The 16,578-nt window shown below is 59.0% G+C and carries 17 protein-coding genes; 8 read left to right on the top strand and 9 right to left on the bottom strand.

Features of this window, described 5'->3' with window-relative positions; all coding sequences use genetic code 11:
* Positions 1 to 37: 37 nt before the first annotated feature.
* Positions 38 to 316 carry a hypothetical protein gene (locus tag FFS64_RS21730; protein WP_137807109.1) on the top strand — a complete coding sequence of 93 codons (279 nt, stop codon included), beginning with the start codon at positions 38 to 40 and terminating at the stop codon, positions 314 to 316.
* 75 nt (positions 317 to 391) lie between these two features.
* Here FFS64_RS21730 and FFS64_RS21725 read toward each other — a convergent pair whose 3' ends face one another.
* Positions 392 to 2,461 carry an AsmA family protein gene (locus FFS64_RS21725; RefSeq protein WP_137807108.1) on the bottom strand — a complete coding sequence of 690 codons (2,070 nt, stop codon included), beginning with the start codon at positions 2,459 to 2,461 and terminating at the stop codon, positions 392 to 394.
* 377 nt (positions 2,462 to 2,838) lie between these two features.
* On the opposite strand from FFS64_RS21725, the gene FFS64_RS21720 reads away from it, so the two are divergent.
* From FFS64_RS21720 to FFS64_RS21690, 7 genes are all read left to right on the top strand, one after another.
* Positions 2,839 to 3,261: a hypothetical protein gene (locus tag FFS64_RS21720; RefSeq protein ID WP_137807107.1), complete on the top strand. Its 423-nt coding sequence runs from the start codon at positions 2,839 to 2,841 to the stop codon at positions 3,259 to 3,261.
* Positions 3,262 to 3,434: 173 nt separating this feature from the next.
* The gene (locus FFS64_RS21715) at positions 3,435 to 4,067 is read left to right on the top strand and encodes a TetR family transcriptional regulator (protein WP_137807106.1); all 633 of its coding nucleotides are present in this window, start codon (positions 3,435 to 3,437) and stop codon (positions 4,065 to 4,067) included.
* Between the two features lie 290 nt (positions 4,068 to 4,357).
* The gene (gene ureE / locus FFS64_RS21710) at positions 4,358 to 4,858 is read left to right on the top strand and encodes an urease accessory protein UreE (RefSeq protein WP_137807105.1); all 501 of its coding nucleotides are present in this window, start codon (positions 4,358 to 4,360) and stop codon (positions 4,856 to 4,858) included.
* The gene (locus FFS64_RS21705; protein ID WP_137807104.1) at positions 4,855 to 5,529 is read left to right on the top strand and encodes an urease accessory protein UreF; all 675 of its coding nucleotides are present in this window, start codon (positions 4,855 to 4,857) and stop codon (positions 5,527 to 5,529) included. The genes ureE and FFS64_RS21705 overlap by 4 nt, the downstream gene beginning before the upstream one ends.
* A gap of 37 nt (positions 5,530 to 5,566) precedes the next feature.
* Positions 5,567 to 6,181, top strand: a complete 615-nt coding sequence (gene ureG, locus FFS64_RS21700) for an urease accessory protein UreG (protein ID WP_137807103.1) — start codon at positions 5,567 to 5,569, stop codon at positions 6,179 to 6,181.
* Between the two features lie 27 nt (positions 6,182 to 6,208).
* The gene (locus FFS64_RS21695; protein ID WP_137807102.1) at positions 6,209 to 6,781 is read left to right on the top strand and encodes a HupE/UreJ family protein; all 573 of its coding nucleotides are present in this window, start codon (positions 6,209 to 6,211) and stop codon (positions 6,779 to 6,781) included.
* Between the two features lie 166 nt (positions 6,782 to 6,947).
* A complete protein-coding gene (locus FFS64_RS21690) occupies positions 6,948 to 8,081 on the top strand; it encodes an AGE family epimerase/isomerase (RefSeq protein WP_137807101.1) in 1,134 nt (377 codons plus the stop codon).
* Between the two features lie 69 nt (positions 8,082 to 8,150).
* Here the strand turns inward: FFS64_RS21690 and FFS64_RS21685 are convergent, their stop codons facing one another.
* From FFS64_RS21685 to FFS64_RS21650, 8 genes are all read right to left on the bottom strand, one after another.
* Positions 8,151 to 8,924, bottom strand: a complete 774-nt coding sequence (locus FFS64_RS21685) for an SDR family oxidoreductase (protein ID WP_137807100.1) — start codon at positions 8,922 to 8,924, stop codon at positions 8,151 to 8,153.
* Between the two features lie 291 nt (positions 8,925 to 9,215).
* Entirely contained in the window at positions 9,216 to 9,470 is a 255-nt protein-coding gene (locus tag FFS64_RS21680; protein WP_137807099.1) for a hypothetical protein, read from the bottom strand.
* Between the two features lie 228 nt (positions 9,471 to 9,698).
* Positions 9,699 to 10,418, bottom strand: coding sequence for an ABC transporter ATP-binding protein (locus FFS64_RS21675; protein WP_137807098.1), 720 nt, complete (start codon positions 10,416 to 10,418; stop codon positions 9,699 to 9,701).
* The gene (locus tag FFS64_RS21670) at positions 10,415 to 11,287 is read right to left on the bottom strand and encodes an ABC transporter ATP-binding protein (protein WP_137807097.1); all 873 of its coding nucleotides are present in this window, start codon (positions 11,285 to 11,287) and stop codon (positions 10,415 to 10,417) included. Before FFS64_RS21670 ends, FFS64_RS21675 begins: the two co-directional genes overlap by 4 nt.
* Positions 11,284 to 12,567 (bottom strand): high-affinity branched-chain amino acid ABC transporter permease LivM, encoded by a 1,284-nt coding sequence (gene livM, locus FFS64_RS21665; RefSeq protein ID WP_137807096.1) that lies wholly within the window; start codon positions 12,565 to 12,567, stop codon positions 11,284 to 11,286. The genes FFS64_RS21670 and livM overlap by 4 nt, the downstream gene beginning before the upstream one ends.
* A 3-nt stretch (positions 12,568 to 12,570) precedes the next feature.
* The gene (locus FFS64_RS21660; protein WP_095192106.1) at positions 12,571 to 13,485 is read right to left on the bottom strand and encodes a branched-chain amino acid ABC transporter permease LivH; all 915 of its coding nucleotides are present in this window, start codon (positions 13,483 to 13,485) and stop codon (positions 12,571 to 12,573) included.
* A 171-nt stretch (positions 13,486 to 13,656) separates the two neighbouring features.
* Positions 13,657 to 14,790 carry an ABC transporter substrate-binding protein gene (locus tag FFS64_RS21655; protein WP_137807095.1) on the bottom strand — a complete coding sequence of 378 codons (1,134 nt, stop codon included), beginning with the start codon at positions 14,788 to 14,790 and terminating at the stop codon, positions 13,657 to 13,659.
* Positions 14,791 to 15,153: 363 nt separating this feature from the next.
* Positions 15,154 to 16,437 (bottom strand): FAD-binding oxidoreductase, encoded by a 1,284-nt coding sequence (locus FFS64_RS21650; protein WP_137807094.1) that lies wholly within the window; start codon positions 16,435 to 16,437, stop codon positions 15,154 to 15,156.
* Positions 16,438 to 16,578: the final 141 nt, after the last annotated feature.

The following is a 16,578-nucleotide window of genomic DNA, read 5'->3' as shown; positions in this document are numbered from 1 at the left end:
TTCGAACGAGGAAGTCAACTCCATCTGTCGAACGAAAATGCCGGTCAACACGTCAGCCCGTCTGACTATTGTTCGCAATAATGCAAGCATCATCACCCTGCAGGTTGCGTTCAAAACGAACGATGAAATCGGCATCGACATCCTGGATCAACCCATCCTCAATTCCATCAAGGATGGGAAATCCAATATGTGGTTGTTGGTCAGTTCGCTGGATGCGCGTGAATACGACAAGATCAGAGAGACTGTTATCAAAAAAATTGGCAATCACATCAACACTCACTTGCTGCATGTTCCAACACCCAACCTGGTGATGTGAAAAAACGATGGTGTTGAGCTACGAAAACTGTAGGAGCGAGCATGCTCGCTCCTACAAAACATTGAAATTCATGCATCAGTTTTTCACAGTCTTAGGCGCCTTGCCCGCCTTCATCTGCTCCAGCAGCGGCGCGCACTGATTCGGTTCGCCGCCACTGGGCGCCACTAGCGCCAGCAACCCTGCGGCCGGTGCAGCAATCACACCTAATGCAACCATCCCAGCCCCCCGAAGCATCAATGGAACGGCTTTCACCCCGGCATCGGGCTTGATGAACTTACCTCGCACGTAAAGCGGCGAACGCAGTGAAATCAAACGCCAGCCCTTGGATTCAGGGGTAATGGTCAGGTCCAGTTGCTCAGTCGCCATGTTCGCCGTGCCATCAATATAAATAATCGCGTTCTCGGTATCGAAGACAAAAAGCCGCGTTGTAGCCAGGCCGGTCTTGATGTCGAAATCGGCGGCCGCGCAGTTGATCTTCACTTCCTTGTCGCCAAAGATCTTGCCCACCACGTAGTTGCCGACGTTCAACCCGGCCAACTCCATCAACTCGCGACTGATCGCCCCATCGTTGATCAGCATTTTCAGATTGCCATTGGCGCTGCCCAGCAATTTGGCCACCGAGTTGCCGCGCCCCGTGATGTCGGCATCGCCATTGAGCTCACCGAAACTGGTCTTCATCGGCTCGAAGGTCGGAAACAACTGCTTGAGCTTGAAACCGCGCGCGGTGAGTTTTGCGTTGCCTTCCAAGGGTTCTGTGCGTCCGTTCAGGCGAATCTGCGCATCCAGCTTGCCGCCCGCCACGCCAAACCGCAGCGGTTCGAGGCTGAGTACACCGTCGGTGAGTACCAAATGGGTGTAAAGGTCGTTGAACGGCAGCTTTTCGCTGTGAATGATGCGTTTTCCGGTGAACTCGACATCGGCGTCCATATCGCGCCAGCGCTCGGTCTTGAACTCTTCGACCGGCAGCACCTTGTCCGCCGGCTGTCTGCTTTCACCGCCACGGGCCTTTTGCTTGGCATTGGAGTCGGCGCCGATCAACGGCGCCAGGTCGGTAAACAGCAATTGATTGGAAAGCAATGAGCCGCTGAGTTTCGGTCGCGGTTGGCTAGCGGTATAAATCAAATTGCCATGGATATCGCTGGCGCCGATCTTGCCGTTGAACGCTTCATAGCGGAACACCGCGCCCCCCGGCTCATGCAGTTTGGCGATCAAGTGCCCGTCGGTGGCATACGGCGGCGTATCCGGCAGGGTCACGCCGGTCAGCGGATAGAGATTACCCAGACTGTTGCCGGCCAGCTTCAGGCGCAGGTCCAGGGCACCCAGATTCATCGGATCGGTCAGAGTGCCCGCCAGTTCGACGCTCGTGTCAGCAATCTTCACCTGGGCCTGCAGCGGAAACGGCCGCGCCGTGTCCTGCAGGGCCAGCAGCCCCCCGACTTTGCCCTGCCCGGCGAGTGTCTGGCCGTGATACTGACCTTTGACCTTCAGGGCAAAGGCGTAGTCCTGCGGTGATGCGCCTTTCTCCCGGGCGGCTTTGGCGGTTTTGTCGCCGACAATCTCGCTGAACGGAATCGGTTTACCCAGCGGATCGACCAACACGTCGAGCTGGGTCTTCAGGCTTTGGTCGTTAAGGGTGACATGGCCTTTGTCGAAACCGATTGCACCGATATCCACCACCCACGGTGAAGGTTCTGCGTTCGGGTCTTTCGGATCGAACTTGAAAACCCAGTTGGCGCGACCATCGGCCAGGCGCTGCAACCCGGCGTTGGGTTCGGTCAGGTCGATGCGCGGGATCACTACGCGCTGCGCCAGCAAGGCCAGGGGAGAAATGCGCAGCTCGACGCGTTTGAGGCTGGCCATCTGTGGCGTCTTCGACCAGTCCGGGTTGCCCAGGCTCAAATCTTCGGCCACCACATGCGGCCACGGTACCCAGGCGCGCCAGCCGCCCTCGTCCATTTCGCGGCGCCAGACCACCGCCAGGTTGCCGTTGATGGCGAATGGACGGTGCAGTTCTTCAGACACTTTGGCATTAAGAGGGGGTTTGATCCGGTTCCAATCAAAGAAGACGATGATCAGTACCAGCACCGCCAGCAGCACGACCAGGCTGGTGAAGGTCCAGGCAAGAATTTTACGAGTGCGCGTCATTGCACAGGGCTCCTGATACGACTGAGCGCCCGGACTGCGACGCACATGAAAAACGCTGGGCCGGAACCGACCCGCTATGCAATCTACGACTGGAAAACCGCGTGCAGGTTTAATCGGAAAACCGATTTTGCCGCAATCAACCACTCGACTATCACCCTTCCTTCCTCCCTTGCGTTACCGCACCCGCACTTTTGCATGGCACAAGTGAGTCGAAAATACCCACCTCGGTGCAGCGCAAAGCCCCGGTTTAGAAGGCCTGCAGAGAACAATCAATTCCGTTGATTATTAACATTGCGTTTATGAACTTTTATATCGACTTATCGAGAGTAGCATTGCCTTCGTACCCAATTTATCGCCCTCCCACGGAGCACCCGATCATGAAACGCCAGTTACTCCTCAGCCTTACTCTCTCTATGTTGGCCAGCACTGCTTTCGCACTGCCGGCCGCTGACCAGGCTACTCCGCAAGTCAAAGACAACCACTCGGTATTCAGCCAAACCGTTGCTGCCGATGGTTCCGACCGTACTCCAGGCCAAACCCTGGCTGAAGGTGGTAACGATCGCCTGAAAGAAAAAGGCCTGATCACTGAAGATGGCTACGATCAAACCCCACAAGGTCAAACTGTTGCCGAAGACGGCTACGACCAGACCCCACAAGGCCAGACTGTTGCTGAAGACGGTTACGACCAGACGCCTCAAGGTCAAACCGTTGCCGCTGACGGCTCGGACCGCACCCCAGGTCAAACCCTCGCCGAAGGTGGTGGTGACCGTGTGATCGAACGCAACAGCACCATGAGCTAACCCATGGTGGCCCTGAAAAAAAGCCCAATCACCGGATTGGGCTTTTGATTTTCTGGCTCCTCGCTTTATAGACGCCACACCTCCCCCCGCTGGAACACCTTATCCCCGTTCGACGCCGCCAAAGCTGATTTGCTAGAGTGCGCCGCTCTCCTTCTTCAGAAAACACCCCTGCAATGCTGCCCCGCGCCGAACAGAAGCAACAAACCCGCAACGCCCTGATGGACGCTGCCCGCCACTTGATGGAAGGTGGCCGAGGATTCGGCAGCCTGAGCCTGCGCGAAGTGGCGAAAACCGCCGGGATCGTCCCGACCGGTTTCTACCGGCATTTCGCCGATATGGATGAGTTGGGCCTGGTGCTGGTCAGCGAGGTCGGCCAGACCTTTCGTGAAACCATCCGTTTGGTGCGGCACAACGAATTTGTCATGGGCGGTATCATCGATGCGTCGGTGCGGATTTTTCTCGATGTGGTCAGTGCCAACCGTTCGCAATTTCTGTTTCTTGCCCGCGAGCAGTACGGCGGTTCGCTCCCGGTGCGTCTGGCCATCGGCCGTTTGCGCGAAGATATCAGCTCGGATCTGGCGGCCGACCTGTCGCTGATGCCAAAGCTGCAACACCTGGACATCGCCGACCTGAGCGTGATGGCGGACTTGATCGTTAAAAGCGTGTTCGCCACCTTACCGGACATCATCGATCCTCCGACCGAGGCATTGCCTGAACATCTGACGCCTCAGGCGAAGATTACCCAGCAGTTGCGGTTTATCTTTATCGGCCTCAAGCACTGGCAGGGTCTGGGCAGCACTGAATAACCCCCTGATGGAACAAAGCCCCCTGTGGGAGCGAGCCTGCTCGTGAAGGCGTAGGCCAGTTCGACACGATGGTGAATGTCCCGCCCCATTCGCGAGCAGGCTCGCTCCCACAGGAAAAGCCAAGTCGCTTCACATTGGTGCAATACGAAAACCTCCCGCACCAACATCACTCAAAACCCACGCCCTACCATGCCTCAACCTACGCGTCCCTCAGGCATTTCCTACACAGCACCCCGATTGGCAAGCCCCTTGCTCTAGCCTGAGCATTGTCCATTGCTGGAAGCTTTCCGATGCTGGTGATTCATCGCAGAATCGACCCTCAACCCGTCTGGGCCGCTGAGTTGCACCTGACGTTCGAAGCCCGGAGCAAAAGCCGTTTGCGCTGTTTCAGTGCCGAAGGTGAAGACGTCGGGTTGTTTTTGGAGCGCGGTCAATCGCCACTACATGACGGCGAATGCCTGCAAGCCGAAGACGGGCGTATCGTTCGCGTTTGTGCGCGCCCGGAACAGCTGCTGCACGTCACCTGTGCCAACGCTTTCGAATTGACCCGAGCCGCCTATCACCTGGGCAATCGCCACGTTGCCTTGCAGGTTGGCGACGGCTGGCTGCGCCTGCTCGATGATTACGTACTCAAGGCCATGCTCGAACAACTTGGCGCCACTACCGAAAGCATCGAAGCGCCATTCCAGCCGGAGCATGGTGCCTATGGCGGCGGCCATCATCATTCGCGCCATGGCGATGAAGACTTCAACTACCCGCCCAAACTACACCAGTTCGGCGTGCGCCCATGAACCCCGCCTGGGCGCTGCTGCGTCTGGCCAGTCCGCAATTGCCGATCGGCGGCTACAGCTATTCCCAAGGCCTGGAAATGGCGGTGGAGAACGGTCGGGTGCACGATCCAGACAGCGCGCGACGCTGGATCAGCGATCAATTGCTGCTCAATCTTGCCCGCTTCGAAGCCCCGTTGTTGCTCGCTCATTGCGTGTCCGCTTTCGAGGAAAACTGGAGCGAACTGCTGCAACGCTGTGAAGAACACCGCGCCAGTCGGGAAACCCGTGAGTTGCATCAGGAGAGCCGGCAGATGGGCTATTCCCTGCAACAACTGCTCTACGGTTTACCGGAGCTGGATGCAACGGCACGCGCCTTTCTGGCACAGCGCCAAGAACCGCACTTGGCCCTGGGGTGGGCGCTGGCCGCTCGCGCCTGGCAGATCAGTCCGCAGGACGCACTCGCCGCGTGGCTCTGGAGCTGGCTGGAAAACCAGTTGGCGGTATTGATGAAAACCCTGCCGCTGGGCCAACAAGCTGCCCAGCGCCTGACCAGCGAATTGCTGCCGTTGTTGCAGCAAGCCCAGCAGAACGCCACCGACATCGACCCCGAAAACTATGGCAGCGCCGCTTTCGGCCTGTCCCTGGCGTGTATGGCCCACGAGCGCCAGTACAGCCGTCTGTTCCGTTCCTAGGCCCCCTTATTTTGGCCGCTCTATTTTGGAGAACCACATGAACACACAACCCCTGCGCGTCGGCATCGGCGGCCCGGTCGGCTCCGGTAAAACAGCCCTGACCCTGGCCCTGTGCCTGGCCCTGCGCGAGCGCTACAACCTGGCCGTCGTGACCAACGATATTTACACCCGCGAAGACGCCGACTTTCTGGTGCGCAACCAGGCTCTGGCACCAGAGCGGATCATTGGCGTGGAAACCGGTGGCTGCCCGCACACGGCGATCCGCGAAGACGCCTCGATCAACCTCGAAGCCGTGGATCAGCTGAACCGCCGTTTTCCCGGCCTGGATCTGATTCTGGTGGAGTCCGGTGGCGACAACCTGTCGGCGACCTTCAGCCCTGAACTGTCGGACCTGACCATCTATGTGATCGACGTTTCGGCCGGCGACAAGCTGCCACGCAAGGGCGGACCGGGGATCTGCAAATCCGATTTGCTGGTGATCAACAAAATCGACCTGGCGCCGCTGGTAGGCGCGTCGCTGACCCTGATGGACAGCGACACCACGCGCATGCGCAACGGCAAGCCGTTTGTCTTCAGCAACCAGAAAACCGGCCAGGGCCTCGAAGAAATCATCGCCTTTATTGAACGCCAGGGCCTGCTGACCGCGGCCTGACCCCCTTATTCACAAGGAAGCTTATCCATGACACTGAAACGTATCCTGGGCGCCCTGGCCCTTCTGCTGACCCCCGCTATCGCCTTCGCCCACCCGGGTCATGGCGACAATGGATTGATGGCCGGCATCAGCCACCCGATCGGCGGCCTCGACCACTTGCTGGCGATGCTCGCCGTCGGTCTGTGGGCAGCGCAACAGAAAGGCGCGGCGCGTTGGGCGCTGCCGTGCACTTTTGTCGGCACCATGCTGTTTGGCGGGCTGCTGGGCTTTGAAGGCCTTAACCTGCCGGCACTGGAAAGCGGGATCGCCGCGTCTGTGTTGGCGTTGGGTCTGGCGGTGGCCCTGGCGGTGCGCCCGCCGTTGAGCGTGGCGGTGGGTGCGACGGCGCTGTTCGCGCTGTTCCATGGCGTGGCCCATGGCCTGGAACTGCCGGACATGTCCAGTCCCTGGGCCTATGCCGCAGGGTTTGTGATGGCGACGGCGGCGTTGCATGCGGCGGGTTATGCCGTGGTGCGGGTCTTGCCGCGAGCGGCTGCACCGTTGGTTCGACTGGCGGGTGCGGCTTCGGCGGCAACTGGGGTCTGGTTGTTCGCGGGTTGATTCTCTAGCGCCTGAAGCGGCCTCTTCGCGGGCAAGCCCGCTCCCACATTTGGAATGCGTTCTCTTGTGGGAGCGTGCTTGTCCGCGATGAGGGCCTGACAGACACCGCATCCCTCAGGCCTGCTAACATGTCGCGCAATCAAACCTGCCGTGACGACGCCAGCCAATGCCGCATGCTCCTCGCTCCGCCTCCCAGCCTGAACTGACCGCTCTGTTCACTTCGGTGCAACAGCACTTCCAGGACGTGATCGTGCCACTCTGGCAAGGCCCCGGCTGGAATGCCGACATGGCGCTACCCTATGAGGCACTGGACGCCGAACACCAGCCGCTACCTCCGCAGCGTTACCGGGCCATGGCTTGCGCACGGCAGTTGTATCTGTTTGCCAGCCTTATCGGCCAGGTACCGAACGCCGAAGAGCGTGCGGCGGCGCTGTTCCGTTCCCTGCAACGGCATTTTCACGATGCCGAGTACGGCGGCTGGTTCTACAGCATTGACCCGAACGGAACACCGCTGGATCAGCGCAAAGACCTCTACACCCACGCCTTCATCCTGTTCGCCTGCGCCCACTATTGGGACAAAGTCCGCGAACCGCTGGTGGAATCGGTACTCAACGCCGCCCTGGAAATGATCGCACGGCGTTTTGCCACCGGCGATGGCCTCTACGAAGCTTGCCTCGATCGTGACTGGGCTACCCTGGAAACCGGCCCGCTGCAGAACCCGTTGATGCATTTGGCCGAAGCTTTCCTCGCCACATTATCCATTCGCGAAGACCTCGCCGCACAACGCGCGCTTGTAGAGTTATGCACAGCCATGCAGAAGCGTTTCATCGACCCGCAACACAGCGTGCTGATGGAAAAGCCCTTGGGCGCTGTGGATAACTGGTTCGAACCAGGACACCAGTTCGAATGGTATTTCCTGCTGGAATCGTCTGAATTACTGCGCGGTTCGAAACTGCATGCAGCGCTGGAGCGGGCGTTCGCTTTCACCGAACAACTGGGCGTCGACCAACAGACCGGGGCCGTGCGGGCCATGCTTGACCTGGGACCGAATGGCGGCGCTCGGGATGCTACTCAGCGGATCTGGGCACAGGCCGAGTACCTGCGGGCATTGACGCTGCGCCCGGACAGCGAAGCCTCGGTGTTGCGCCAATTGCAGGCGTTGCAGCAACGCTCATTGCACACAGGCGGGTGGTACGAGTGCCGTGATGAGTACGGCGAAGTGAGTCGTCGGGATATGCCGTCGACCACGCCTTATCACTTGGCGACCTGTTATCGCGGCCTTTCCGATTATCTTCGCTGACTGATAAATCGCCTTCGCGAGCAGGCTCGCTCCCTTATTGGAATGCACACCCCTGCTCGCGAATAGCCGTTATGCGGTCTTGCCACCACTGCGATCAATCGCAAACCCGGCCCAACTCTGGCTGACCGGCATCAACTCCAGGCTGTTGATGTTGATGTGTGCCGGGGCATTGAGAATCCAGAAAATGGTGTCGGCGATGTCCTGCGGCTGGATCGGTTCGGCACCGGCGTAGGTGGCGTTGTAACGCTCCTGATCACCGCCAAAACGCACCAGCGAAAACTCACTCTCGCACAGACCCGGCTCGAGGTTGCTGACCCGCACGCCAGTGCCTTGCAGATCACAGCGCAGGCTCAGGGAGAACTGCTGGACGAAGGCCTTGGTCCCGCCATACACGTGGCTGCCCGGATACGGATAATTGCCGGCGACGGAACCCAGGTTGACGATACCGGCGCCACGACCGTGGGCAATCAGGCGCGGCAGCAGCAGGCGCGTGCTGTACATCAGGCCCTTGATGTTGGTATCGACCATGGTGTCCCAGTCGTCCAGGCTGCACTTAGGCGCCGGATCAGCTCCCAGGGCCAGGCCGGCATTGTTGATCAGCCCGCGCAGCTTGGCGAAGGATGGCGGCAAGTTGGCAATGGCCTCTTCCATGGCCTTGCGATCACGCACATCGAGTACCAAGCCATGCACCTCGGTCTGTTTCGACAGTTCGGCGCACAGCGCGTTGAGGCGTTCTTCACGACGACCAGTCAGCACCAGTTTCCAGCCGGCCTCGGCAAAACGACGGGCACAGGCTTCACCAAAACCGGAGGTCGCGCCGGTAATAAACAGGGTGTTGGACATCGTGTTCTCCTTGCTTGGACTGAGGGTCAGCCATTGGAATAAAAAATCAGCAAGCAGCATGCCCGGCCTTGCCCACAGCGGCAACCACTGCCAGGTCTGTACAAAAAACGATCAAACCACGCAGCACCTTGTGCACCGTGGCCTGCAGACAGGTGCGCGCACCTTATCCACAGCCCCATCCACACATTCCGGGGGCAAGTCGAAATGCTGCAAGCCGCTATCCACAAGGCTTAGCGAGGGATTACAAAACTTTTTCGCTTGACCCTCGTCGTCCTGCCGTGTAGCCCATGGTCATTTTCTCGACCAGCCGGTCAAACCGACGGTGGCCGCAAGCCAGTAACCACGGCCTTCAGCCGAGTCTTTCCAGAGTTTAACCACAGACTTATCCACAGGCTTGCCCACACCCGTTTGCAGCCGTTTCACCCCCAAGAAAATAGTTGACAAAACCGGCCTCAAGACTCGCAAAATCGCCTGATCAAAAAACAACCATAACGCTGTAAGCCACGTATTCAAAGGCCTCCAGACAGCTACACCCACGTTATTCACAGCCAGCTCCACAGCAAACGGGGACAAGTCAAAACCGTGACAAAACAGCTATTTGCAGCGGCTTTATGTCGCGCTTTGGGAGCTTGCGAATATTGTTTTCCACAATTTCCCGAGACCGCACCACCATCCCCTGTGGGAGCCGGCTCTCTCTCAGGGGATTGCGGTTTATTGAGATGTAAAAAAGCCCCGGAGATTGCTCGCCGGGGCTGTGGATACTTCAGTAACGAATCAATGCCCGCCAAGATAAGCGTTACGCACATCCTCGTTGACCAGCAGTTCCTTGCCTGTGCCGCTCATGCGGATCTCGCCGTTGACCATCACATACGCCCGGTCCGACAACCTGAGTGCGTGGTTGGCGTTCTGCTCCACCAGGAAGATGGTCATGCCGGTCTTTGCCAGTTCCCGCAGGGTGGCGAAGATCTGCTTCACCACGATCGGGGCCAGGCCCAGGCTTGGTTCGTCGAGCAACAGAAGTTTAGGCCGGCTCATCAACGCCCGGGCGATGGCGAGCATTTGCTGCTCGCCCCCGGACATGGTCATGGCGCGCTGCGTGCGCCGCTCTTCAAGCCGCGGAAACAGCTCGAACATGCGTTGCATGTCTTCCTTCGCGTATTTGTCACCGATCGGAATAGTGCCCATCAGCAGGTTTTCCTCGACGGTCATGTCGGGGAACACCCGCCGCCCTTCCGGTGATTGCGCGATGCCGTTGGACGCGATGTAGTGCGATGACTTGTGAGTGATGTCCACGCCTTGATAGAGGATCTGCCCGTCCGCCGCCCGCGGCTGGCCGAAAATCGACATCAGCAGGGTCGACTTGCCGGCGCCGTTGGAGCCGATCAGGCTGACGGTTTCACCTTCGTTGATGTGCAGCGAGACTTTCTTCAGGGCCTGAATCGGCCCGTAAAACACGTCCAGCGCCTTGAGTTCGAGGATCGCACCTTTAGTCATACGAGTTCCTCTTCGTCGGCACCCAGGTAGGCAGCAATCACTTTCGGGTCGTTGCGTATGTCATTGGGACCGCCCTCGGCGATGACGACGCCGTGGTCCAGCACCACAATGTGGTCGGAAATACTCATTACCATGCCCATGTCGTGTTCGATCAGCACCACGGTCAGATCGTGTTCGTCACGCAGCAACCGGATCATCGCGCTCAGCGCTTCGGTTTCCTGAGGGTTGAGGCCGGCGGCCGGTTCGTCGAGGCAGATGATCTGCGGGCGGGTGCACATGGCCCGGGCGATCTCCAGGCGACGTTGTTGGCCGTAGGACAGCTCACCGGCCAGACGGTTGGCGCAGTCCACCAGGTCCACCACTTCCAGCCAATAGAACGCGTGGTCCAGTGCATCGCTTTCGGCCTTGCGGTAGCCCTTGGTGTTGAGGATGCCAGCGAGCATGCTCCGGTTGACCCACATGTGCTGGGCCACCAGCAGGTTTTCCAGCACCGACATTTCCTTGAACAGGCGAATGTTCTGAAAAGTCCGCGCCAGCCCGGCCCGGTTCACCAGATGAGTACCGCCGAACGCCTTGTAGAACAGGCGACTGGCGAAGGTTTTCGGTGAGACGAAATCGGTCGGCTTGAACGATTCGCCCAGCAACTTGATGACGTTGGTCTGCTGGCCACGCACGTTGAGTTCGATCTTGCCGCCGGAGGCCTTGTAGAACCCGGTCAGGCAGTTGAACACGGTGGTCTTGCCGGCGCCGTTGGGGCCGATCAGGGCGAAGATCGAGTTACGGTGAACTTTCAGGCTGACATCGTTCAACGCCTTGATGCCGCCGAAGTGCATCATCAGTTTTTCGACACTGAGTACGACTTCGCTCATGGCGCTACTCCTTTACGCGGGGTCACACCGGTACGGCTGATCCGAATCAGGCCGCGCGGTCGCCAAATCATCATCAACACCATCAGGATGCCGAACAGCAGAACTCGGTATTCAGCGAAACCACGCAGCAGTTCCGGAGCTACGGTCAGTACGAAGGCCGCAATCACCACTCCAATGGTCGAACCCATGCCGCCGAGTACCACGATGGCGAGGATCAGGGCCGACTCGAAAAAGGTGAACGAGGTCGGGTTGACGAAGCCCTGGTAGGTGGCGAAGAACACACCGGCCAGACCGGCGGTCGATGCGCCGATGGTGAACGCCGAGAGCTTGACCAGTACATGGTTCAGACCCATGGAACGGCAGGCGATTTCGTCTTCACGCAGCGCTTCCCATGCACGGCCTACAGGCATCTTGACCAGACGATGCTTGATGTACAGCACGGCCAGCACCACCAGGAACAACACCGCGTAGATGAAGTAGTACTTCACGTCGGGGTTGTAGGCGAGGCCGAAGAACTCATGGAACGGCACACCGCCATCTTTCGCACGTTTGCCGAACTCGAGGCCGAAGAAGGTCGGCAGCGGCGCCGACATACCGTTCGGGCCGCCGGTCAGGGTCAGCCAGTTGTTGAGGACCAGGCGGATGATTTCACCGAAGCCCAGGGTCACGATTGCCAGGTAGTCACCGTGCAAACGCAACACCGGGAAGCCAAGGATGCAACCGGCCAGCCCCGCGGTAATCGCCGCCAGCGGCAGCACCGTCCAGAAACCCAGCCCCAGGTACTGATAACCGAGTGCCAGGCCATAGGCACCGATGGCGTAGAACGCCACGTAACCCAGGTCGAGCAGGCCGGCCAGACCGACCACGATGTTCAACCCCAGACCCAGGAGTACGTAGATCAGCCCGAGGATAACCACGCCCAGCACGTAGGAGTTGGAGAAGAACGGGAACACCACGGCAATGACGATCACCAGCGGGATGATCCAGCGCAGGCGCGATTTGTAATCGGGTGCCAGTACGTGCACCCCGGAGCCGGAGGATTCAAATCCTTCGAGAATTCTCAGGCCCTTGGGCGTCTGCAGGAATGTACTCAAGGCAAAGCGACCGGCCATGACGATGGCAACAATCCAGGCCACTCGGGTTGATTCCAAGTTGAAGCCGTAGCCATCGAGTACAACACCGACAATCGGCCCAAATACGATCAGGGCAACGAGCCCGGCAAGGATCGCGTCAACCAGACTTTTCTTGAGATCAATGGTTTTTTTAGTGGTTGAGGACATCGCTTACACCTTCGACACAAGAGGACGGCCGAGCAGGCCTTGAGGCCGAAAGACCAGAACGAGAACCAGCAGCGAGAAGCTGAATACGTCTTTGTAGTCCGAGTTCACCAGACCGGAGAACAGCGATTCGGAGATCCCGAGAATGATCCCGCCAAGCATGGCGCCAGGCAGCGAACCGATTCCGCCGAGTACCGCGGCGGTGAACGCCTTGATCCCGATGATGAAGCCGGCATAGAAGTCGAACGTGCCATAGTTCATGGTGATCAGTACGCCGGCCAGGGCCGCCATCGCTGCACCGATGATGAACACGTAGGAAATCACCCGGTCGGTGTTGATCCCCAGGATCGAGGCCATCTTGCGGTCTTGCTGGGTCGCGCGGCACATGCGGCCGAGCTTGGTGTACTTGATGATGTAGGTCAGCAGGGCCATCCCGGCAAACGCTGCGACCAGAATGAAGACCTTGGTGTAGGTCAATTGCACGAAACCTGTACCGATATCGACGCGCCAGGCACCTGTCAGCAGGGTTGGAACGCCCTGTTGCTTCGCGCCTTGGGAGATCTGGGCGTAGTTTTGCAGGATCAGCGAAATACCGATGGCGCTGATCAGCGGTGCCAGTCGGGTGGAGTTACGCAGGGGTTTATAGGCGACTCGCTCGATGACCCAGCCATACACCGCCGTGACGACGATAGTGAAGATCAGGGTGCCGAGCATCAGCAGCGGGAAGGATTCAATACCGAAGTAAGCCAGCAGTGCCAGACTGATTGCCGCGAGGTAAGCGGAAATCATGTAAACCTCGCCGTGGGCGAAGTTGATCATGCCAATGATGCCATAGACCATTGTGTAGCCGATGGCGATCAGGCCATAGACCGACCCGAGGGTCAGGCCGTTGACCAGTTGCTGCAGGAAAATACCATCCATAACGCAATCTCACGCATTTGAGAGACTGCACAGAAGCCGCATGCAACGGACCGGGGTTCAGCCGCCGTCGCAATGCGGTTGTGTGCAGCTCTACGAGAAAAGACAGGTACTGCACGGACATGTTTCAGGATTGCCCGGCCCATAAGGCACCGGGCAGATCAGCCGCTCATATCACTTCTGTTTTTCCAGTTGATGGTATTTGCCGTTCGCGTCCCATTCGTAAACCACGTAGTCGGAGACTTTCAGGTCGCCCTTACTGTCCCAGGTCTTCTCGCCCATGACGGTTTTGACAGGGTTCTTTTTCAGCCACTCGGCGGCTTTTTCGCCATTGTTGGACTTGGCACCGTTAAACGCCGCTGCCAGGGTCTGGACCGAAGCGTAGGCATACAGGGTGTAGCCTTCAGGCTCGGTGCCGGCTTTGCGGAATGCGTCTACCACCGTCTTGCTGTCTGGCAGCAGGCGAGGGTCGGCGCCGAAAGTCATCAGCACGCCTTTGGTGAACTGCGGACCGCCAGCGGTGGTCACCAGTTCGTCGGTCACGATGCCATCGTCGGACATGAACGTGACGTCTTTCAGGCCTTGCTCGCGAAGTTGACGGACAAGAGGACCGGCCTCCGGGTGCAGACCACCGAAGTAGACGACATCGGCGCCAGCACCGCGGATTTTGGTCACGATGGTGCTGAAGTCTTTTTCACCACGGGTCAGGCCTTCATACAGCACTGGCGTTACGCCGCGCTTGGCCAGTTGCGCCTTGGTGGCATCCGCCAGGCCCTGGCCATAGGTGTCCTTGTCGTGCAGCACGACAACCTTCTTGCCCTTGAGTACGTCGACGATGTAGTCGCCGGCCACGATGCCTTGCTGGTCGTCACGTCCGCACATACGGAACATGGCGCTCAGGCCACGCTCGGTAACGGCTGGGTTGGTGGAGCCCGGGGTGATTGCAATGATGCCCGCTTCGTCGTAGATCTCGGAGGCCGGGATGGTCGACGAGGAGCAGAAGTGACCGACCACGCCGGCAACTTTCTGGTTGGTCAGGTCCTTGGCGACCGTCACAGCCTGTTTAGGTTCGCAGGCGTCATCGCCCTTGACCAGTACGATTTTTTCCCCGTTAACGCCACCAGCCGCGTTGACCGCATCGGCTGCTGCCTGTGCACCCTTCATGTACTGCTCGCCAAATGCTGCGTTGGCGCCCGTCATTGGACCCGCTACGCCGATCTTGATGTCAGCCTGAGCAAACGCAGAAACACCCAACGCAGTTGCCACTGCGAGGGCCAGAAAGCCTTTCTTGTAAAACGTCTGGGACATGAGGTGGTGCTCCAAGGTTTTTTTTAATTGGCACTGCGACTTCACTGATTGCTCAGAGCAAGTGCCGTGCCATCGGTTTTTTATTCTGAAAAAAGTCGCTGCTTTATTGTTATTTCGACTGTTTCGATCCCATTTTCATTGGGCGTGCAACCGTCTAAACCGCGGAAGGTAAAACCATTTATTTTTTGAGGCGCAACCCCTCTGCGCCATCATTGCAACCGCGGCGCGAAACGGCGTGCAACCAGCCTGTAACAACGCGCGTCACCGAACTGCACACTGCTGGTGCGCAACTGCTACAACGCGCACCACTACAGGCTAGTCGCTGCGCGAAAAAGCGCCGCTTCCAGCAACAAATTTCAACAATCAGATCACGATCCGCAGGCACTGGCCTGCGTGATACAGCGAAAACCCGGCCTCGTACAAACAGCTACGCAACCCCACCCCTGCCAATGGCTGCATGGGAGCGAAAGGAATGGGTAGCGCTTGAGGATTTCCGTTACACAAATAATCGGCAAACGCCTTGCCGACCACCGTTCCCGTGGTCACTCCCCGGCCGTTGTAGCCGGTGACTGCCACTATTCCGGGCGCGGGTTCGAACAGGCGCATCAAGTGATCCGGCGTGAAGGCGATGCGCCCCGTCCAGGTGCATTCCCATTCCACCGGCTTGAGATAAGGGAAGTAATGCTGCTGCACGCGATCGGCCCAGGCTTTGAGGAACCAGGTCGGTTTTTGGTTGCCATTGCCCAGGCTGCCGAGCAGCAGGCGACCGTCTTTATCCCGGCGGATACTGCTGAGTACCTGACGGGTATCCCATGAACCTTGGCCACCGGGCAGAATTTGCTGCGCCGCCTCTTCAGTCAGCGGCACCGACGCCACTTGATAGTAATAGCCGGGGAAAAAATTGCGCCGTAACTCGGTCCAGTCGCCTTCGGTATAAGCGTTGGAGGCGATCACTACTTGCTCGGCCAGCACCGAACCCTGCGCAGTCTGCACCGACCAGCGCTGGCCCTGGCGTTCGAGGCGGGTGACCGGGGAATGATCGAACAACTGACCGCCGAGGCTGATGGCTGCCTTCGCCAGTCCCGAGGTGTAGGCCATCGGGTTTAGGGTACCGGCACGCCGATCGAGCAGCGCGGCGGCGATTTTCTGGGTGCCCGTCGCTTGCTCACAAGCTTGCCCGGTCAGCAGTTCGACCGGCGCGCCACGACGTTTCCACTGTTCTTCACGACTGCGCAAATCGGCTTCGCCACGGGCGTTGTGGGCCATGTGCAGCGTGCCTTCGCGGCGCAACTGGCAATCGATGTTGTACTTGTCGATCAGGCTGAATACCAGCGATGGTGCCGCGCCCAGCATGCGGTTCAGCTGACTGCCGACCGCTTCGCCAAACCCGGCCTCGATCTCATCAGGTGGAATCCACATCCCGGCGTTGACCAGCCCGACGTTGCGTCCCGACCCTCCGTGTCCGGCGCGATGGGCCTCCAGCACACAAACCGTTTTGCCCTGTTCCAGCAGATGAACCGCCGCCGACAGCCCGGTGAAACCGGCGCCGATGACGCAGACATCCGCCTTCACCTCACCTTTGAGCGCCGCATTGTCAGGCCTTTGCGGCGTCAGTTTTTCCCACAGACACTCTTCGCGTAACGGCATTGCCAGACTCCAACAGAAACCTAACCAACCCACACAAATCAGTGTGGGAGCGGGCTTGCTCGCGAAAGCGGTCTGTCAGTCACCATCGGTATCGACTGACAAATCGCCTGACCCTTATATACATCCCCGCGCCCACGAGAC

Origin of the sequence: Pseudomonas sp. G(2018), assembly GCF_005502415.1 — a bacterium.
Classification (GTDB): Bacteria; Pseudomonadota; Gammaproteobacteria; order Pseudomonadales; family Pseudomonadaceae; genus Aquipseudomonas.
Note: the sequence above shows the minus strand (reverse complement) of the source record. Positions and strands in the feature narration are given on the sequence as shown.